20 protein-coding genes are annotated in these 19,968 nt (G+C 32.4%); all 20 read right to left on the bottom strand.

Annotated elements, in window-relative coordinates; genetic code table 11:
* Positions 1-146: 146 nt before the first annotated feature.
* Positions 147-614: a hypothetical protein gene (locus tag LJE08_RS00480; protein WP_227402083.1), complete on the bottom strand. Its 468-nt coding sequence runs from the start codon at positions 612-614 to the stop codon at positions 147-149.
* Between the two features lie 273 nt (positions 615-887).
* Entirely contained in the window at positions 888-1,187 is a 300-nt protein-coding gene (locus tag LJE08_RS00475) for a hypothetical protein (RefSeq protein WP_227402082.1), read from the bottom strand.
* A 16-nt stretch (positions 1,188-1,203) separates the two neighbouring features.
* Positions 1,204-1,632: a hypothetical protein gene (locus tag LJE08_RS00470; RefSeq protein WP_227402081.1), complete on the bottom strand. Its 429-nt coding sequence runs from the start codon at positions 1,630-1,632 to the stop codon at positions 1,204-1,206.
* Positions 1,629-4,781: a PHP domain-containing protein gene (locus tag LJE08_RS00465; protein ID WP_227402080.1), complete on the bottom strand. Its 3,153-nt coding sequence runs from the start codon at positions 4,779-4,781 to the stop codon at positions 1,629-1,631. Before LJE08_RS00465 ends, LJE08_RS00470 begins: the two co-directional genes overlap by 4 nt.
* 1 nt (position 4,782) lies before the next feature.
* On the bottom strand, positions 4,783-5,892 hold the full coding sequence (locus LJE08_RS00460; RefSeq protein WP_227402079.1) for a hypothetical protein: 1,110 nt from the start codon (positions 5,890-5,892) through the stop codon (positions 4,783-4,785).
* A complete protein-coding gene (locus LJE08_RS00455) occupies positions 5,885-8,086 on the bottom strand; it encodes an RNA ligase (RefSeq protein WP_227402078.1) in 2,202 nt (733 codons plus the stop codon). The genes LJE08_RS00460 and LJE08_RS00455 overlap by 8 nt, the downstream gene beginning before the upstream one ends.
* Positions 8,087-8,090: 4 nt before the next feature.
* Positions 8,091-8,645 (bottom strand): hypothetical protein, encoded by a 555-nt coding sequence (locus tag LJE08_RS00450; RefSeq protein ID WP_227402077.1) that lies wholly within the window; start codon positions 8,643-8,645, stop codon positions 8,091-8,093.
* Positions 8,645-8,821 carry a hypothetical protein gene (locus tag LJE08_RS00445; protein WP_227402076.1) on the bottom strand — a complete coding sequence of 59 codons (177 nt, stop codon included), beginning with the start codon at positions 8,819-8,821 and terminating at the stop codon, positions 8,645-8,647. The genes LJE08_RS00450 and LJE08_RS00445 overlap by 1 nt, the downstream gene beginning before the upstream one ends.
* Positions 8,822-8,857: 36 nt before the next feature.
* The gene (locus tag LJE08_RS00440; RefSeq protein WP_227402075.1) at positions 8,858-10,465 is read right to left on the bottom strand and encodes a DHH family phosphoesterase; all 1,608 of its coding nucleotides are present in this window, start codon (positions 10,463-10,465) and stop codon (positions 8,858-8,860) included.
* Positions 10,466-10,657: 192 nt separating this feature from the next.
* Complete coding sequence (locus LJE08_RS00435; RefSeq protein ID WP_227402074.1) at positions 10,658-10,846, bottom strand: hypothetical protein; 189 nt, start codon at positions 10,844-10,846, stop codon at positions 10,658-10,660.
* Between the two features lie 10 nt (positions 10,847-10,856).
* Entirely contained in the window at positions 10,857-11,861 is a 1,005-nt protein-coding gene (locus LJE08_RS00430; RefSeq protein WP_227402073.1) for a hypothetical protein, read from the bottom strand.
* Between the two features lie 13 nt (positions 11,862-11,874).
* Positions 11,875-13,434 (bottom strand): DnaB-like helicase C-terminal domain-containing protein, encoded by a 1,560-nt coding sequence (locus tag LJE08_RS00425; RefSeq protein WP_227402072.1) that lies wholly within the window; start codon positions 13,432-13,434, stop codon positions 11,875-11,877.
* Positions 13,431-13,910, bottom strand: a complete 480-nt coding sequence (locus tag LJE08_RS00420) for a hypothetical protein (protein ID WP_227402071.1) — start codon at positions 13,908-13,910, stop codon at positions 13,431-13,433. Before LJE08_RS00420 ends, LJE08_RS00425 begins: the two co-directional genes overlap by 4 nt.
* Positions 13,911-13,957: 47 nt before the next feature.
* Positions 13,958-15,112 carry an AAA family ATPase gene (locus LJE08_RS00415; protein ID WP_227402070.1) on the bottom strand — a complete coding sequence of 385 codons (1,155 nt, stop codon included), beginning with the start codon at positions 15,110-15,112 and terminating at the stop codon, positions 13,958-13,960.
* Between the two features lie 32 nt (positions 15,113-15,144).
* On the bottom strand, positions 15,145-16,440 hold the full coding sequence (locus LJE08_RS00410) for a hypothetical protein (protein WP_227402069.1): 1,296 nt from the start codon (positions 16,438-16,440) through the stop codon (positions 15,145-15,147).
* Between the two features lie 29 nt (positions 16,441-16,469).
* Positions 16,470-16,652, bottom strand: a complete 183-nt coding sequence (locus LJE08_RS00405) for a hypothetical protein (protein ID WP_227402068.1) — start codon at positions 16,650-16,652, stop codon at positions 16,470-16,472.
* 103 nt (positions 16,653-16,755) lie between these two features.
* Positions 16,756-16,995 (bottom strand): hypothetical protein, encoded by a 240-nt coding sequence (locus tag LJE08_RS00400; protein ID WP_227402067.1) that lies wholly within the window; start codon positions 16,993-16,995, stop codon positions 16,756-16,758.
* Between the two features lie 104 nt (positions 16,996-17,099).
* Complete coding sequence (locus tag LJE08_RS00395; RefSeq protein WP_227402066.1) at positions 17,100-18,014, bottom strand: hypothetical protein; 915 nt, start codon at positions 18,012-18,014, stop codon at positions 17,100-17,102.
* A gap of 268 nt (positions 18,015-18,282) precedes the next feature.
* Positions 18,283-19,263, bottom strand: coding sequence for a tyrosine-type recombinase/integrase (locus tag LJE08_RS00390; protein WP_227402065.1), 981 nt, complete (start codon positions 19,261-19,263; stop codon positions 18,283-18,285).
* On the bottom strand, positions 19,247-19,960 hold the full coding sequence (locus LJE08_RS00385) for a hypothetical protein (RefSeq protein WP_227402064.1): 714 nt from the start codon (positions 19,958-19,960) through the stop codon (positions 19,247-19,249). The genes LJE08_RS00390 and LJE08_RS00385 overlap by 17 nt, the downstream gene beginning before the upstream one ends.
* Between the last annotated feature and the right edge of the window lie 8 nt (positions 19,961-19,968).

The following is a 19,968-nucleotide window of genomic DNA, read 5'->3' as shown; positions in this document are numbered from 1 at the left end:
TTACTCTTATCCCAACGTTCTTCAAATGCAGCAATATCTCCGTCAGATTCACCCACGTATTCCAAAGGAAACTCGACAGATGGTAATGGCATAGATGTTTTAGATGCCTTTCTTACAGGAAATCCATAGCACCCTTTAATACCCATTTAATACATAAGAATTTTATTTAGGCATGAGTTTTTCTCATCAATTAACTCTAAGCCGTAATATCCCCATGCAACCAAATCAAAATGTGCATTTTCTTTATAAAAGAACTCCATTCTGATATTTTTACTTAAAAAATCAATAATTGTTAATCCATTTTGTTTATTTTTTATAAATTTTTTATTATTAATGTCATAGTAACAATTATTATTGATCCAAGAAATAAAATCATCTTTAGGTGAAATAACAATATAATGAATTGGTTCAAAATATTTTAAAACATCTTTTTTAATTTGCATATAATCTTCCGGAACATTTCTACAACTAAACTCTCCATACAATTCAACCTCGGCAAATAATCTAGTTTTAATAGCATCTTCTAAACTTGAATAATATCCAAGAAATAACACACTTTTATTTACAGTAATGTTAACAGTATACATATTATCTTTGTAAGTTATTCCGTTCATAAGTCCGTTCTTATACGTCCTTATGTTTTTCATGTTCTGTTTTTGCAATGCTATACGTAAATTTGATTTTCTGTTATCGTTTTTTAAAAGATTATTTTTATGATCAATAACAGTACCTTGAATATTGTATAAAATTAATTGATGAAATTTAATTATCCTGCCTCCTTTTATGTGTCCGCTAATATACCCACGATCACTTTCAAACCAATAAATATTTTTAATTTTATCATAATCTTCTTTATCAAAATAAAACTCTTTATTGGTATTAGAAGTTCATCCAACTCCATAATCATATGAATCTAAATCATATTTGTTTACGTTTATGCTTTCTTTGTGATACTTTTTCATAGTATTTGAAGCCACTTCTTTGTGTAAACACCCGCATGATTGAACGTATCCACCTGTCAAATCAGAACCTCTAACAATTTTAAAGTTTGTACATTCACATTGACACATATATCTACTTTTATGTTTTCCACTATTCTTATCAATTTCATCTTCCACCTGATATAGAACAGTTAATTTCCCAAATTTTTTACCGATAATATCTAATTTAATTCTGCCTTTACCCATATTAACACACCCTTTATTAACTATAATTTCCTTGAATAAAAATATATCCATCTTTATCTTTAAAAGACTTGATACTATATCCTTCTTTTTTCTCATATTCACAATGGTCTTTAGCATCTGGATTATATTTATTCCAATCAATCAATTCACGTTTTAAATCATCTAACATCATAACTTCATCATATTCATCAACGATTGTTATTTCTGTATGATTTTGAATAAAATTAATCATTTCTTCAACGCTTTGATATGCATTTCTATGCTGCTCAAATGTCGGTAACCAACCCCAACTACGTTTACCAATATGAATTTCAAACACACAAGGATAAAATTTCCGACCATCTGGCATAACAACTAGTTCGCCTCTAGTCACTTCATATTCGTCTGGAAAGTATTTGTCCGCTATTTCACCACTATATGTTCGTAAGTAATAATTAGTACTCATCTATCTACCTCATATCCTTCTAGCCAAAATTCAAATTCATTTGGCACATCAACCCATATTTGTTTGCCAGTCTGTGGATGAATCTGATCGCTTGGTTGACGTTTATTTTTCTTTTCTATTTTTCGAACCATCAAGAAATTTTTTTGCTCGAATGGTATTCTATTGAATTGTGATTCCCACATTTTTACAGTGCGTTTTTTCCCACTATAGACTTCATACAATTCAATTGTTTTTAACTTCTTGCCTTTGACATCTAGTACGTAGTACAGCCTCTTAGAAGCGTGTGAATCAACAACATTAACATATCCGAGCAATTCATCACTGTATTGAATTCGTTCCTTGACGCTCGTTGCAGGCATCGTAGTGAAGTCACAAATTGACTTGATGAATGATATAGAATCGAAACCTTTGATTTGTTTTGCAGTTTCTTTATATTCATCGAATTTAACAACAGTTTCGTTGAATCTTTCTTGTGACATACTATAGTCGCCAATAAAGACCATGCCTTCATTCTTCTTGGCAGTTTTCTTACCGTAGATTGCATTAAAGATTTGAACTTGAGTAAGCAGATCATTAGGTTCTCCAAATTCAGAAAAGAAATCAAGTTTAATTAAGATGTCTAATTGTCTAGAGTCAACTGAAGTATGGTTTGTAATATCAATTAATAAGTCAATAAATGATTTATATTGATTATCACGAAGTGCATATAGTTCATCAGCTATCTTACTATTGCAGAATTTTATAGATTCGATGCCTTTGAATATAGTATGAGTTTTTGCATCGCATCTATAATCATTAGTTGAATATCTAAACTTGATTGGACTTAGGGTAATATTAAAATACCCAAGCTCTTCTATTAAATTATTCGTTCGAACTTCATCGCCTGAATATTCCGTTAAAGCAACTGTAAAATATTCTAATGGATAGTGCGATTTAAGATATGCTCCATATAAAGCATCTAATGCAACACTTAACGAATGTGAAGCATTAAAGCTATATTTACTGGCTCGCTCCACAACTTCCCAAGTTTCTAAAAATCCATCTTCTTTACCTACTTGTTTAAGCCATCCTTCATGAAGTTTCTTTTTTAATTCTTCAAGCTCTTCATGTTTAAATTTTTTCTTCGAAATCTTTTTAATGATGTCATAAGTTTCTTTTTCTTCTATTCCTAGCCAAGTTAAATAAGTCATGATGCTTTCTTGGTACATCATATAAGAAAAGGAATCTTTCAATAAATCATCAAGTTGTTGCACTCCAGTAGTGTACGGTTTACGATGAATAAAGTTCTGTAATAAAGAAGCAAAACCTGGGCGAATGGAAGCCACGTATGCACTAGCCTCCGCTAAATTGCGAGGTCGGTAGACACTAAGAATCTGCTTATCATAATCACTATCGCATTGATTAATCGTTGTAGTAATACCACGTGCTAATAAGTCCCATACCTTATCATCACAATTTGCTATTAATGTTTCAATGTCATCAATTGGTCTGCCAATTAATTTATAGGTTTCATCAATTAATGCATAAACAGTTACCTGTAAATAATCGTTCTTCAGATATTTATAAAAATCACAATAATAACCATCTAAAACACAACACGTTACATCTCCAACCTTAATCAATCCGATCTCTTCAGAAATTGGTTTATCTAATAACAATACAGAGCATGGTGACGGTGCTACGCTTTCAATTACTCCAACAAACCTTTTGCTATCATTAATTAAATCTTTCCATTTTTCGTCTTCTCGATAATCATCAAGGTTCATGGCAACATCGTTGTATTCTTTGACGTTCATATCTAAGGACTTACACCATAATCTAAATGCGCTTGATTCTTGCATGGGTTTGTATGACACCATGTAATACACGCCATCCTCACCAAGATAATCTTTGGATGCTTGAATTACTGGCTTTACATCACGCCAGTTCAAGTCAATATCTGGAAGACTTCGAGTTTGCAAAATACGTTCTGCACTCATAAATCTTGTTGGATATAATTTAATTGGACTTTTTAATCTATCAATTTGTGTAAATCCAAGAATGTAATTAGTCAAGAATGATACGGCACTTCCACGTCCTGAACGTGTTAATACAGCTCCATATTTCTCAACTGCTTGCTTAACAATGTAATAATCAAGAATAAAATAATCTGCCATATTACATTTTTTTATGATGTTATACTCATAATTCAAAGCATCTTTATATCTCTTAATTTCTTCTTTAGACATTGATTGAATAGGAATTTTCCTTTTAAATTCCTGAAGAATCAATCTTTTTAAATGCTTGTTTGAATCTTCATCAAAGATATGTGGCAACTTAAATTCATAATCCAATTGAATTTCTTCAGCCTGATCAAAAACTAATGTGTTATCCAATGCTTCTTTTGCTTCTTCTTGCGTTAATACACCTTGCTCGGCATACCTTGTCAATATGTCGTCATAAGATGGATAATCTAAGATAAATGAATCTTCATCACCATATTTCATTCCTTTTGCTTTTAGAAATTGACTTCTAACATTTGAATCTTCAGGTTTAATATAGTGTGAATCACATCCATGAATTATTTGTACACCAGTTTCTTTATGTAATCGAAGAATTTTTTTATTTAACTCAATTTGAGATGGATGATTATGGTCTTGAACTTCCAAAAAGAAATTTTTACCAAAATGCTTATATACTGGTTCAAAAAATCTTTCTTTCCAATCATCTTTTTTAAACATTCGAGTTGCAATGCATGCACTAGTGATTACAACTTCACTAGGATTTAATGACAACAATGCATTCAGATCGATACGAGGTTTATAATAAAACCCCGTAGTCTGAGCATTAGAGATAATTTTATTAATTTGTTTACGAGCATTATTAGTCATAGCAATTAACACGATGTGGTAATTTTCTCTGGTTTCTTTGACTGTCGCATCATCAACATAATATGCTTCTACACCATAAATCGGCTTCAATCCTGCTTCATGGCATAATTTATAGGCTTCAAAAATATTGCCTTGAAAACCATGCTCTGTTGTAAAATATGTTGTATGCCCCAATTCTTTAGCTCGATCTATATAATCAGAAGGCTTAACCACTACATCAAGCGTTGATATATTTGAGTAATGAGTATGCTTATGATAATTGTTGTACCTCTTATTCATTTTATGCTGCCTCCTTGAAAATTAAATCACGTTCATTTAATCTATCCACATCTAAATCAGCCATTGCTTGTCTCGTTGCTTCATAATCACAATTACTATGTTTTTTACAATATGTAGAAAGCCCAATTTTTGTATCATCATCCAAAATCACAAAACGATATTTTTTATTTTCTTTAATGTTTGGATTATCCAAAATTTTTTTATGAACTATATCTAAATCATTTGGTAAATTTCTTAAAATCATCTCATCAATCTTGTAACTCGAAAAAGCATTGAACTCAAAGTAACGCTTGTCCATTATAGAATTGCCAATCAAGCCAAATCGGTCATAACATATTTTTTTATACAAGGAAATTTCTTCATCCGTCCATTCAGCTAAACAAATCTGCCACAAATCCCTCCTAGAACCATCATCTAAAATATGTAGACAAAAACCTAATTCATTAAAACAATCTAAAATTTCCAATCGTGACATCGATCTTATCGGAATCAAATCATCAATTATTCTTGTAGATAGTCTATATGTTGGTTTGCATAAGTATAATTTTCCATTACCAAAAGACGAATATGACGCAGGATAATAAATAGGAGGTAAATTACACAAATCCTTCAGAAATGAATATTTCCAAAACAAATAATCTTTCTCATCTTCAGCATGACTCTCAATGTACAAAGGTTGATTTTCACGTCTATCTATATGTCCATCTCCTAAAAGGCCAAACATGATTATTTGTCTTTGCATATCATTTAACTTTTTCAATTTTCTAAAGGAACGACCATGAAGATTAAATTTTTCAGTACACCATTTTTGAATCACTCTTAAACTAGCGCCACATTCATCTGCCATTTCTTGATGCGTCATCCCTTTATTAATATATCTTTCATAACACCATCCATAATCTTGGTAAACAGCTTTAAAATTTGGATTATTTGAACGTATGTACTTTTGACTTAATTGCAAATCTTGTACCTTATGACTAATGGAATAAACAGACCTCTTTAGCGTCTTGGCTATTTCATCAAAAGATAATCCATCTTTATACATCTCTGCTAATTGTTCATACTCTTTTGAAGACCATTTTCTTTTACTATGCCTTTCTTTATCACTCATTTAAATACCTCTTTCGCAACGTAATGATATCTGTATTCTTATCAAATTCATCTTTATGACTTCTTAACCAACCATAGAAATAATTGGATTCTGCATCATATAAATTCGCCGTATTCTTCACATATCCCTTTTTAGAAACTTCGGCAACAACACCTCTCATACGTTTCCAGAACTTGTAGTAATGACATTTGATTTTTGCCATAAATCCTTCTGCATCTTCAATCACAAATCCTTCGAACTTTCTTTCTGCATATTCACCAGTCTCTTTAGAAACTTCTGTAAACCATGCATTGAATTCATTCCAATCTTCTAACACACATTCTTTCTTTTTAACAACCAAATCAACATGTGACGCAAATGAAACAAGTTCATCATATGGCATCTTTTTAAACTCATATGAGTTATCAATAACATCCAACAAATACAAAGCATTATGTTCATACTCAACAATGTGTGGATCGTTTTTAATATCAACACACTCACAAACAACTGTCACATTGTTCAATCGTAAGAACTCTAATAAGTTCTGTCTACCTAATTCCGATACCTGAGCATCAAACACATTCTTTAGATAATCAACATATTGTCCATGATCTTCAACCACATCACAACAAGACTTAGAACAGAACATAAAATCATTCTTGTCTTTGTTATACGAAATCAAACCTAAGAAACCATTTTCTTTAACATATGCCGTTACTGGAAACTTTAATGTACTATGCAACGCATTCATTTCTGTTTCAGGTTGTTCACCGATAGCAAAGAATTTATTATAACCACGAGCACAAATTGAATTGTCTCTTGTATCAATAAATAAGCCCCTTGCTTTTGTTGTAATGCTATCCCAATGTGATTTATAAAACGCTTCACGAGTAAAATTAAACGATGAAACATAATCCATTTTTCGTTCTTTAATGTATTTGTTGTGTCGTAGTACTTCTATCATTTCATCGTTATTCAACAATTCTGTTGACGCTACTTTCTCAACAACTTTATATACATCATTCTTAATCTCATGTGTTTCAAAGCCGTTTTTGTCTAATGTCACAACTCTTAAACAACCACCAAACTCAACTTTGCCTTCAAGGTTGAAGCAAGTATCGTTAACTCTGACTGGCAAATCATCCACGTTTCTATGTCCATTAATTTGATATAGCTCTATTACACTACATACCTCGTTGAAAAAATTAGCACAGTCTTCATATTCTTCATACGATCCAACTCCTTTAATGAATTGTTCGGTAGGAATAAAGGCTGTTTTCTTATCTGTTTTACCAATACCTGCATGAGATACAATCACTTTTTTATCACCATATTTAAATACACAAATCTGATTTAACTTTCGATATAACTGCTTTAAATCTTTTGGCTTTAAACGACCTTCACTGATTGCTTTTTCTATTTGAGGCTTTGTATTTTTATTAAATTCTCTAGAAGAACATGTTTGTCCATTCAAGAACTCACGCACATATTTCTCATGATCACCTTCCAACAATACAATATTTGGCTTTTTATAAAGCTCGCACAATAGTTCAAGTACCTTATCATTCTCGATACCTCTGTCAGTGTAATCACCTGTAAAGATATAACACTCATCATATTTGATGCCGTCTTTTAAGTATTCTTTAAGCGCTGTTGCGCATCCATGCACATCGCCAATCACATGAACCTTTTCATAATCATCTAGTACAATAGGTCTATAATCTAAAATGTCTTGTAACTCATCAGGCTTGATTACTTTAATTCCACTAGGAACACCTTGCGTTTCAAAACGTGCGTACATTTTATCAATGACATAATCAGGTACACGCTTATATTCAGGCAAACGATTCGCATTTCGTTCTTTGCATGTCTCAATTGGAATATCCGTCATATCAACAAGATAAATTCTATATCTATATTGATCAGCAAGTTTCTTATATTGATTCATTTCACTTGTTTTAGAATTCGTAGCATCGATTATTGTAAATTCACCTCTCTGCATACGTTTTTCTAAAAGCTCAAATAAAATTTTCCAAACCGTCTTATCATTCTTTTGTGAAATCTGATAAGTACCATCGGGTTTTAATTCAGGGCTTGAAGCCATCAAGCGAATGTCATCAGCACTTAATGCATACTGTGATAAGCCTTGTTCTCTAATAAATGTAGATTTGCCTGCACCAGGTGCAGCTCTCAATAATACTAAAATTCTCATTTTTTTACTCCTCTATTTTAATTTCATATTTATCTGTTGTAGCATTCAACAAAGCATCTATGTCAGTGTCTTTAAAACAATAGTTTGAGCAGTCTGGCAAAGATTTATATTTGCAAGCAAACATTTGCATATCTAGTGCTACCTTTCTATCTACCGGTATAGCATAGCCGTATGGTAAACTAAAAACGAGTTCATAATAGTCATTTTCATCATTATAGTACGGCCAGAATTCAAATGATCCATCAATGCGATTTGCTACATAACGAATTGCACCCTTAATATCTTCAGGAAGTAAAGATATTGGTCTTAACTGTATATATTCAATTTCTAAATCGTCTCTAAACAACAACATGCCGACAACTTGATCCATATTGTTAGATTTCTTACGTTCTATACATCCCCAATAAGTCCGTACCGTATAGATTTGATTGTTATGCAACATAAATCTTTCACTGAATATCGCCCTACGTTTGCCTCGATTAATTTCAAAAGGTTTATCTTCAATTAATTGATACTTTTGAACAATCATATCGACTATTGTTTTCTTATCTTCATCCATTATTTAGTCCCCTCAATTTGTTCAATATCATCAATAGATTGAACATTAATAGCCCCAACCTGTTCGGCTTCATCCCAATCAACTGACATAATTAGTTTTTTTGCTTCTTCTTCTGAAGTAGCTTCTACGTACCCTCTATACTGCACTTTGGTAGTAATTGTAAAATTATAATGCACAAATTATTCCTCCTTTTAGTATATTATACTACATACTTACGTCAATATCTTATCACATATCATACGACATGAATAGTCTTTTCCTAAAAAACCTTTATCCAATGTACCAATGAATGTTAATTCCTCACACAACGTCTCATGTAATTCATAATCTTCTACAGATGAACCTTTATTCCATTGAATCAGTTTTGTGTTGTAGCCCAAATCAAATACAAGATGCTTCCCTTTAGACATTGTTGTCACACTATAATCATCTGTATGAATCAAGAAAGTTAATCCTTTAAAACCAGTTCCAGTAATTCGATCAATATCTTTTACCATGCCAATAAAACTCTCGTTCAAATCACCAACAGAAATTTCAGCATCTGCTTCAATATCCATCTTAGGTTCAATGTGCGCCAACTTACTTTCTAATTCATCCCGAAACTCTTCAAATACATCATATCCAATATTAATAACACCAAATGCTTCAGGGTGACCTGCGCTCTCAATTAGTCCAGTCTCTTCACAAACCTGTCTAAAGTTTGGAATACCTACTGAGCGACAACTCCCACTATAACCACCAGTACGCTCTGTTAGCACAAAGATAGGTCTGCCATACATCTCTAAAAGCTTATTACCATACAAACCGCTTAATCCTGAATTACCTTCTAAGATAACAAAGATAGCTTTTTTGTCCAACTGTTGTTCTGCTTGCTCAATTAAATCGGGCATACACTTAGCAATGTCTTTTTCCTGTTGTGCCTTACAATTCTTTAACACCTTTAGATGTGCCAATACATCCTTGTTCTGATCGGAAATAAATGTTAAAAATGCATCGTCATTCTTATTGTAACGACAACTCGCATTAACTAAAGGAGCAACGCTAAAAATGACAGAGCGTGAATCAAAGTTGTATGCACCTACAATTTTCTTAAGACCTGCATTTTGCAAATTGTCTAAGCCCATTTTAACAATGGCACGATTCTCCATATGCATCTCGCTCATATCCATCATATCAGACAATGTACCACTACAAGCCAAATCTACTAAATCATATGCATCAAATGAACCTAACTGGTCATCTAGATAACAGCAAAATTTCCAAGTAACACCTGCTCCACAAAGCTCCTTGTTTCCATAGTCTCTATTAGAGCTTACTAAAGTTACATAATCATCATAAGGAACGCTATCATTAATATCGTGGTGATCCAAAATAATAATCTGAATACCTAAATCTTTGATAGCCGAATATCTTTCTATATTTGCATCCAACGAGTCAACAATAATCAAAATATCAGGTTTACTTTCTAGTAACTTTTCAAACATTTCTTGTGAAGTCCCATGTTGCTTGCCTTGTGATACATACCAATCTGATTTAGCACCTTGTGCTAACAAATATCTATACATAATAGACCCTGCCGAAACGCCATCGTTATCACTATCAACATGAACAAAGAATTTCTTATGATTCTTTAATCCGTCAAGCACAATTTGTGCTGCCTTATCGATATTCGTTAAACTGTCACACGGCAATAAATCATCTTCTGTAGGATTCAAGAAATGCTCTGTATCGGTAACACCTCTATCTTCTAGAATGCGTTCAATAATTTCTTGTCCAAACATTCCTCTTCCGTCAAACTTTACATCTAAATTTACTTCCATAATATCCTATCCCTCACAAACAAAAACAATACAATACCACAATACCAAAAATAACTAAAACTAAAACCGTAATACTTAAGCCAAAAGTTAAACTTACTCCATAAGATATTAACAATGTGAAGATTGCTAGACTGAAATTCAAAAATATTAGCAATGCATTAAAAGCCTTTAGTACCATTGCTTTAACTTTCATCACAGCTTCCATCTCCTTAATTCGTCCAAATATTTAACTATTACAATATACATACCAGACAATAAAATGCCTGCAATAATTCCAAATATTTTATTTGCATTCCACGCCTCCATGAACACATACAAGTAAAATAAAAGGATAGCTACTGCAACACTTAACAATATAATATTCTTAATAATCTTGCCCATATCTATCTCCTTATATTTTTTTTAAATGTTGCCTTCCAATCTCGATAAACTTTTCTTTACCAAGATCAGAAGGACTTGATTTATCTGGAATGGAATCATCATCTTCCATATCTAAACAATAAACTTCAAAATTATGCATTCTGCCATAAGCTTTTAAAGTAGCTGCATTACGTTCTATAATATCAATACCCAACGACTTATCATGAGCAAGAACAATCTTGCGTGGATTACAACTCAGTATCAACTGCGCTTGTCTCTTAGATATTGATGAACTTCCAATAGCAACTGCGTTATGCATTCCAAATGCAGTAGTCTGTAGCACAGACTTTTCAGATTCAAACACCCAAACAATACCATCTTGTAAATGTGAATAGTTTTGCCAATAACCATATAGCGTAGAACTCATCTGACAAGGCATAAGATAAAAGTATTTCTGCTCACCATCTTGTACGTCTACATTTCGTCTTGCTTTAACTCCAATAAGCTCACCCAATTCATTCCAAATAGGAATTGTAATAGCTTGGTTTTCTTTGTCATATCCAATATTAAATTCGTGCTGAACATCCAATGGAATACCGTCTCTTAAAAATCGTACATTTCCTGCCTTATCATATTTGTTTAACACTTCAATAGGATATGTTTTTATCTTCTGTACTGTACGTGCTTTAATCTGATTATAGAATCCACCAAAAGCTGATTTAGGTTGTGGTTCAAAGAAACCATCCTCAATATTCAAAACAGCTTTGGCAGTTTGAACTACATCTCTAAAATCTTCATTACGACACTTGATAACAAAATTGATTATGTCATAACAAAGATTTCGAGCGTAATCCTTGATTAAACAAGCATCATTATCTTCTAGTCTGATAACAATGCTCTTTGGACTTGATATCTCATCTCGCCCAAAAGTAATATATTTAGAACCTATAGAAAAATGGCAATAGTCATACATTTCTAGAAACTCAACTATCTTATCTGGATTTTCTATAAACTTCTTCTTAATGTACTCTATCACCTATGTACCTCTCTTATGTAATATATCCGTGCTTTGGTCTGCACTTGCAGAACTCTTTGAATATACCATGCTCTCCATAAAATTTAAGAATATAAGCTTCACCAGAGTCACTAGAGTTTTGTCCATTACGATTTTTTTCGATGAACAACACACGATATACATCATCCTTACTTAATTTGACTGTTTCTTTTGTCCATTTACCAGTCTTTGGATCTCTTACTAAGTTGAAAGGGTCAATATATTCTGACGAATGAGAATCCATTTCTTCTGCATATAGCACTCTCATTAACAGTAATCCTTCCAGAACTTCTACGATTTGCTTAGACATAGACAAGCAAGATGAATCCAAGAACAATTTTCCTTTTGTATTCATTGCTAACTGCAAACTAGCGAGCATAATTACGTTATATTTCTTTGCAATGTAATCCAAATCACGACTGTCCTGAATTAATTGCAAATACTCTTTTCTATCCGTACGCTCATTAAAGTCAATCTTTAACGTATCATATAACATCACATCATACCCATGACGTAATATAGATTCTCGCATCTTTTTCTTGACTAACGCCATGTTTGAATCTGGAATAGAAATAAATTTGATTTTTCCATAATAATGCGAACGCCAATAATCTTGAGCTTTCTTAATCATACGCTTATCTTCTTCACTAAAAGTACCTGATGTTAGTTTCTTTTTAGTAAGTGAATAATAATTAAAATGTCTAGCAAGAATAGAAACTAAGAATTGTGTCTTAAACGGCTTTGCCTTCTGTTCGTTTGAAATAACAAGTACCTTGCAACCGTTATGCATCAACCCCATTAATATATTTGCCCATAGCGTTGATTTACCAGTAGAGCTATAAGCACCTAAGATTGTTGTAGTACCTGGCATCAACCCATTCATATCACTCGACAAGCGTGGGAATAATTTACATTCCTTACCGTCAACCATCAGTCCACACTGATCAAATGGAACACCGTTCTCGACACCTTCTTCACAACTGTCAATAAATTCATCATCAATATCCAAGTCCTCTTCTTCTAAGATCGTTGAAGAATATCCGCTCGAATAACTTGCCATTCTACTTTCATAGAACTCGGTAATCTCTTGTGAATCATGGAATTTACGAAACAGTTTTAAAGGTTCGACCATCTTGCCATTAATTTCAATCTTCTTTGTTAAGTTAAAACCATCATCGTATAACTTGATAATGGTATTTTCTTTATGCAGTGTATTTAAATAACTATCCCAGTTATTTAAATTAATAATATTTGCAATGTTACTAATCACGTCATAACCGCCCATTTCATCTAAACGAGCAATTACATCTTCAGATGCATTAGATAACACAGAAACCTCATCAACATTCTTAATGCCTTTTTTTTGCATTAAGCTTGCTAAACAAAAGAAGAATCTGCCATCCTTTGTTAAGAATGAATCTTTAGTTAATGATGCATCATCTAATAAAAGAATATCTTTAAACAATGCTCCACAAACATTGCCTTCTATAGATAGCCTATTCTCCAACAATGCTTTTGGATATTTATCTTCAACGCCAACGACAAAGTCACTCATTCATCATCACCAATGAGATTGTCCAATAAATCATTCATACCCCTTCTTTCGTTCTTACGTTTGTAATTTGCCTTATAGATTTCTGGAGGTTTTACCTCTTTCGATTCTACAGGTTTAATATATTTAAAATTGCCAAGATTATTTTTTAGAATTGCTGCAAAATAACGAATCTTTCCAAATTCAGTTTGAAATGATTTATGCATAGCATTCTTTAGATATAATTCGTTTACTTTTACATACTGACACATCTTGTTAAAGCCATGAACTTGAGCAATTTCGTTCATTTCTTTATAGAAAACACTACTTGTTGTTTTACCCATAATATCTTGTGCTTGTTGATAAAATATATCTCGTTCATTTGCTAAACCAACATGCTCAGGGCAACAATAATACTTGTTGCGTCCACCATTTTGTTTAGCAATTGCATTTTTTTTATCTATTTCTGTATGACAATACGCACACTTTACTTTTGCCATAGTTACCTCCACTTGATAAAAAGAGGAAGGCTCTCACTGCCAACCTCTTATTCATTAATCATGTCAAAGATCTCTTTAAGTCCTTCTTCAGGAACATCTGTTAATTTGCCAAATTCTTTTACCTTTTTAGCAACGGCAACCTTTTTGTCTTTTGGCAATGTTTTAATGCTGTCTTTAATTACTTCAAACAAATCTTCAGGATATTCATTAGTTGTAGTTTCTTCTAAAACATCATCAAACATATCATCAGTTTTATCTTCGAATCCTTCAGGTAGTGGATCAGATTCTACTTTGATAGGTTCTTCAATTTTTGGTTTAGTTGATTGAGGTTTAGTTTTTGTTGTTGGCTGTGTTAAATTTGACGTTTTCGATTTTTCGATACCTTCTTCAATAATCTTGACAAAATCAGAACCCATATCAAGTTTGTCAAATACCATAAATTCAGGAACAGCATCAGGAGCAAATCTAGAACCTGCATCAATTAAGCTTGTGCCCCTAAAGTATAATTTTCTGATTTCATCTGTAGCGTACCGTTTTGTGTTTTTTCCTTCGCCAACAGTTTCAATATTTCTATCAATATATCCAGTCAATACTAAATCAGAAATATCTCCAAAGGCACTTTCGTATGCGTTTTGCAAATTAGACGTTAAAACCTGATATCCATCTTCATCTAAACTTCCTTTTTCCTTCACGGATTTCATCTTTGTATGTGAAATCACCCAAACACCAAATCCTGCCTTTTTTAATTCGGAAAGATATTCTTTGATTAGTGTAGCTGCCATCTCAACGCCTGCGTTATATCCTCCCCAAGCAGCACGTACCGATTTAACTTTTTTGGCTGGGTTTTCAACATTGTTTCGTCTTACCACTTCAGCCTCAAAGATTGGAACCATTTCATCGGCAACATCAAACATAACCATACGAATATCGTGTTCTTTTCCTTTTTCTTCGATTAACCATTTTTTTAATTCGATAAAATCTTTATATGTATCAACATGAGTACTGTTTACGTTGTCCAATAATTTATCTCCATATTCATGTCCAATCTCTACTAATAAACCTTTTGTTGGATCTCCATATTTAGCTAAAATCGTATTTTTCGCTAAGCTGCTCTTACCGAATTTCTTTACCGATCTTAAATAAATACTTAGATCACTAATATCTGCGTCAATCGTTTTCACTGTTGGTTTTTTAAATGCCATTTCCCTTTTCCTCCTATTTAGTTAATATGTTTTTACAACAATCCATCAAATAAATCTTCTTCATCTTCACTAGAAGAAGTACCTTCTACTGCTTCTTCAAATGCATTATCATCATCTGAAACAACATTATTCATGTCTTCACGAGTAAACGTAGTATCTTGAACACCGCCTGTAAAGCCTCGCATCAACTTACAGAATCGATTTTCATTCACTCTGTCACCCCATACACCACCTAATTCACGTTGGATATCTTCTAATGTACAGTCACCAATTAAAATTGATTCTAATTGATCCTCAGATAAATCATCTTCCGTAATTTCTTTACGTTCTGCTCCAGACCATAAATTAACTGTCATACCCATGCATTTGATTTCATCTTCGTTGTCAACAGTGAAACGAGCAATACGAATTTTATCTGCTTTGGCGTCTTTCTCTGTATCACCAGTAGCAGTCTTCGCAATCATAGCAGTATAAGGAGCAAACATTGTTTCACGACTATAATCATCTGTTACATGCACCCAACCATTTACTGGATACTTTCCAGTTTCTTCTAACATGCCTTCAGCATCATCTAAACTATCTTCTCCGTAGTACAACACTACATTTTCACGAGCAAATGATTCGGCATCATCATCTTGAAGGTAAATCTTTTGTGGAACAAAGTTTCCATACCATTTACCTTTAGCAGTAGAGTAACTAAATGTGTGTTCACCACGAATGTTGAATTTCTTATCACCAAAAGCATTAACATATTTTTCTTCAGTCAATAATTTATGTACAAACAACAAGAAGTCATATTCGCTTAAGAATTCAAAACGTTTCTTGTTACTCTTTTCTAAAGCTTCTTTAATAGCATCAGTCTCAGCACCTTCTAACCCAACTTCTTTTAGGTCGTTTAACATAGGTGTCTTACCTTCCTCTAATGCTTTTTCAATGTATCTAAAATGTTTGCGGCGACTAGCGACCTCTAAATCCACAATATATTTAGAAATCTCAGAAGCTTTCTTTTTAATAGAAACATCATTACGTCTTTCCCAAGCAATCTGTTCTGAATGACCTTTAAACTTTTTCGTTTTAGTATCATATCCATCATTGATATAAACGTAAACTGTTTTATCAGACACATCATTTGGCATATATGTACTCAAACGCATCATTTGTTGATTTCCGTTTGTATTGTTATCCTTGCCCAACATTTGAACATTAAAGTTCAAATTAAACATCTTTCCATTACCTTTGGCTGTCGCTTTTTCTTCATAAGGCTTAAAGTTTTCTGTTTCGTGAGCCATTGATAATAGCCCACACATCTCAAAATTAATTCTATCCATTTTTATCCTCCATATTACACTACATACTATTAAATATTTTTTAACCAACTATCCTCTTCATATTTAATGACATGATACTCTCCACAATAAGGACATTTAACTAGTTTAGTAGAATATCCATATCCGCTCTCATCCCAAACTGTATCTTTATCTTCATATAAGAATAGTCGGCCACATTTATAACATTTCGCTTCTTCTTCGATTTCTTTCATTTACATATCCTCGTTACCTCGCATTTCCTCAACTCTACAGATATAATACCACAAAACAATATTATAGTACATACCTAATTTTAAAATCGTTCGAGCCTTGTGACTATGATACAGTCACCCTATAAGTAACACCTTGTGTTACCCATACAACGCCTTCTTCATCTTCGTGAATCGTTTCAGGAATATCAATATACATATTAATATCTGCCGTACAAACACTAATATATTTATTGCATAATTCAAGATTCTCAGATTTCAAATCAAACATAGACATCAAACCACCAACATTAATTTCTAAACACACATCATCGTTTTTTAACAATAAATCTTCTAATTTTTTCATACAATTTCCTCCTCCTTATTTCTTACAAATATAACTTAATAACCCCTTCGTGTCGTTAACCTCAATCATTTAACCCCTCCTTTCGGTTAAGAAAAGATCACCTATTACAAGTGATCTTTATATGTCTTTCGCATTAAATAACCATTTATTTTACAATCAAATCTCCTTTCAATCTTTACCAATTCTTTTTCTTGTTTTAATGTCTCGTCAAAGCTTAATCCCAGTTCTTGCGCTCTTAATTGAACATAATACAACTTTCCGGATTCTCTTATGTTCTTAGAAGTAATATAATCATCTAGATTATACATAGCTAAAACTTTTTTTACCGAATTAGCAATGTTGCGCCAACTTACTGGAGTTGCTTTATTGCCCTTTGCCAAGATTGTATTCTTCACAATATAAGGCGATGGGCTTAAATCTATAGACTGTTTGGATGGATACATATATGTATAATTTAATTCGTTTGCAAGTCTTGCAAAATGCAACAATTCATCACTTACTGATATATCTCTTGTTTCTAGATGAATAACTTTTTTCTTAAAATCAATATCAGACTCTTTGATGTTAGCAATTTCTCTACAACCCTTTCCTTCAATTCCTTCAAACAAACATAAAATTGCAAATGCTTCTCTTGGAGCAATACTAATACACATATTCAAAATACTTTGACGTGAAAGTATTTTATTTTGCATCAATTCTGTATTTAAACAAGAAACCAAATCATCGACTGTAAAATTGTCATATGGATTAACTGTATCTGCAGAAATATAACCTGCGGATTTACAATAATCTGTATATTTGAACAATGTAGCTTTTAATCGGCTTAAATATGCTGTGCTTGTTGGGTTAATGAATTTATATACATCTAAAATTTCATCCCTATCAAACAACGACAAATCTTTATCGTATTCTATCTCTTTTGGCTCGACTAAATTAAAATGCAATTGCGCAGTTATCTGATCTGCTTTTTCTAAGTGAGCATCTTCCATATAAGCTTCTTTCCATTCTGTATTGTACATAAATCCACCTCCTATACTATATCAATTAATTCGACATCTTTAATGTCTTTTATACGTACAAACAAATTTATTTTATTTTCACTGTAATGACGGCTTGTTACATAATCCACTATTTTATATTTGACTACATTTATATTTTGAAACTCATACGTAAATACATAATTTGTTGTCATACTCTCACTCCCTTTCCTTTGGTTGTTATTTATATTATAAAATGCAAATTTCAAACCGTCCACAATAAAAAGTATCCTTCAAGGATACTTTCTAACTAAAAGATAATATCATCCATTGCTTTAATGGCTTCCTCTCTCATTTCATCATCAAGATGTGCATATCGTTTTGTAGTCTCAACGTTTGCGTGCCCAAGTCTATCAGCTACAAGATATATATTGCCAGTCTTTTTAATCAATAACGTTGCACATGTTGCTCGTAATTTATGAGGAGACATCTTTTTATGAATTGACCCAGTTACACCATATACAAACTTATCAATCGTACCCACAGCCATTCTTTTACCTAACCTGCTAACAAATAAAGCGTCTGTGTTTGAATTTGTATCAATCAAGATCTCGTTTCTTAATTCCTCGTAATCATAAATCTCTTCAATAATTTGTTCATTCACTGGCAAATAGCGAACTTTATTACCTTTTTCAACAATACGAATCTGAGAATTAACAAAGTCAATATCATTATAATTTAATGCAATAATTGAACTTTTACGTAATCCAGTCGTAATAAACATATCAAATAACAGTATATTTCGTGTATACATCTTGTGTTGTTCCATTACATTTGTTGACACCTTACAATTTTTAATATTCTGTCTAATCTGATGAATGTCAAATTCATTCAACTCTGTTCTTTGTACTTCTTTTTTATTCTTTGGAGCAGTAATCCTATCACAAGGATTCTTTTCAATGTATTCATCTTTCAATAAGAACCTAAATAAATCCTTAATGGCATATAAATACGTAAGTTTATTGCTAGTTTCACCTTCTGCTTCATTCATAAAACGCTCAATCGCACTAGCCTTAATCTTGGCAAATTCATATGGATCATTTACATCAATACCATAGTTAGATTGAACAAATTCAAAAAACTTGATATCTTTGGCCAAATACGAATTAATTGTTTTAATCGATTTATCTTTGATTGAATGATAGTAATCGTCAACAAAAGCTGGCATTATAGTCAGCTTTTCATCTATATGATGTTGAAATTTTAAATCTAATTCAGTTCTTCCGTCCATTGTCTTGTTTCCTTTCTAATGTTATTTTTTCAAACCATTCCAATTGTTGTTTGTATTGAGCGTAATGTTTGCCTAATTTTGTAAGAGATACAGGGTTTAGCTTAATATTCTCCTCGACATCTTTCATGTCGCATTCTGACTTTACAATATAACTTCCACTTTTATACCCTAAAAGACATTCACATATTTTTTCTTCAAGATACTGTTTCTTTTTGAGCAAATAATTTATTTCATCATTTTCAACCCATTCCCAATAAGGCTTATTCCACCAATCATAATATCCATATGAAAATTTAAATCTAGGATTATTTACATCCTTTCCAAATCCATTCCAATAAATACCACGACTATAATTACCTGTTCTTGGCAAATCAAATAAATTATGAAATAAAATCAAACGTTCCGACCATTCAACTTCTTCACATTCAACATATTTGCCGTTCTTATCTTTGTACGCAAATGGGTGTTCATAGAAATATTGCTTATCTTCTTCAGTAAGATTTTCTGGTTTATTTAATTCAGCCAATTCGTCTTTTGTTGACGGTCTGTTTCTATGATTTTCCTCTAATTCCTGATGTCCTGTCATAATATGATAAGCACAATACAGTATGAAGATTCCACCTCTTGTAATGAATGCCACTAATGCAAACATTGCCCATTTCAATATACGTTCAAAGATTACATCTTCATCTTTCATCTAATCAC

The organism is Holdemanella sp. DFI.5.55, assembly GCF_020593575.1.
In the GTDB taxonomy this organism is placed as follows: domain Bacteria; phylum Bacillota_I; class Bacilli_A; order Erysipelotrichales; family Erysipelotrichaceae; genus Holdemanella; species Holdemanella hominis.
This window is presented reverse-complemented; position numbering and strand designations above follow the sequence as displayed.

What these genes read in the sequence shown, in the direction of transcription:
- LJE08_RS00480 (WP_227402083.1), bottom strand. Translation starts at nt 614, where the DNA reads ATGAACGGAATAACTTACAAAGATAATATGTATACTGTTAACATTACT.
- LJE08_RS00475 (WP_227402082.1), bottom strand. Translation starts at nt 1,187, where the DNA reads ATGGGTAAAGGCAGAATTAAATTAGATATTATCGGTAAAAAATTTGGG.
- LJE08_RS00470 (WP_227402081.1), bottom strand. Translation starts at nt 1,632, where the DNA reads ATGAGTACTAATTATTACTTACGAACATATAGTGGTGAAATAGCGGAC.
- LJE08_RS00465 (WP_227402080.1), bottom strand. Translation starts at nt 4,781, where the DNA reads ATGAATAAGAGGTACAACAATTATCATAAGCATACTCATTACTCAAAT.
- LJE08_RS00460 (WP_227402079.1), bottom strand. Translation starts at nt 5,892, where the DNA reads ATGAGTGATAAAGAAAGGCATAGTAAAAGAAAATGGTCTTCAAAAGAG.
- LJE08_RS00455 (WP_227402078.1), bottom strand. Translation starts at nt 8,086, where the DNA reads ATGAGAATTTTAGTATTATTGAGAGCTGCACCTGGTGCAGGCAAATCT.
- LJE08_RS00450 (WP_227402077.1), bottom strand. Translation starts at nt 8,645, where the DNA reads ATGGATGAAGATAAGAAAACAATAGTCGATATGATTGTTCAAAAGTAT.
- LJE08_RS00440 (WP_227402075.1), bottom strand. Translation starts at nt 10,465, where the DNA reads ATGGAAGTAAATTTAGATGTAAAGTTTGACGGAAGAGGAATGTTTGGA.
- LJE08_RS00435 (WP_227402074.1), bottom strand. Translation starts at nt 10,846, where the DNA reads ATGGGCAAGATTATTAAGAATATTATATTGTTAAGTGTTGCAGTAGCT.
- LJE08_RS00425 (WP_227402072.1), bottom strand. Translation starts at nt 13,434, where the DNA reads ATGAGTGACTTTGTCGTTGGCGTTGAAGATAAATATCCAAAAGCATTG.
- LJE08_RS00420 (WP_227402071.1), bottom strand. Translation starts at nt 13,910, where the DNA reads ATGGCAAAAGTAAAGTGTGCGTATTGTCATACAGAAATAGATAAAAAA.
- LJE08_RS00415 (WP_227402070.1), bottom strand. Translation starts at nt 15,112, where the DNA reads ATGGCATTTAAAAAACCAACAGTGAAAACGATTGACGCAGATATTAGT.
- LJE08_RS00410 (WP_227402069.1), bottom strand. Translation starts at nt 16,440, where the DNA reads ATGGATAGAATTAATTTTGAGATGTGTGGGCTATTATCAATGGCTCAC.
- LJE08_RS00405 (WP_227402068.1), bottom strand. Translation starts at nt 16,652, where the DNA reads ATGAAAGAAATCGAAGAAGAAGCGAAATGTTATAAATGTGGCCGACTA.
- LJE08_RS00400 (WP_227402067.1), bottom strand. Translation starts at nt 16,995, where the DNA reads ATGAAAAAATTAGAAGATTTATTGTTAAAAAACGATGATGTGTGTTTA.
- LJE08_RS00395 (WP_227402066.1), bottom strand. Translation starts at nt 18,014, where the DNA reads ATGTACAATACAGAATGGAAAGAAGCTTATATGGAAGATGCTCACTTA.
- LJE08_RS00390 (WP_227402065.1), bottom strand. Translation starts at nt 19,263, where the DNA reads ATGGACGGAAGAACTGAATTAGATTTAAAATTTCAACATCATATAGAT.
- LJE08_RS00385 (WP_227402064.1), bottom strand. Translation starts at nt 19,960, where the DNA reads ATGAAAGATGAAGATGTAATCTTTGAACGTATATTGAAATGGGCAATG.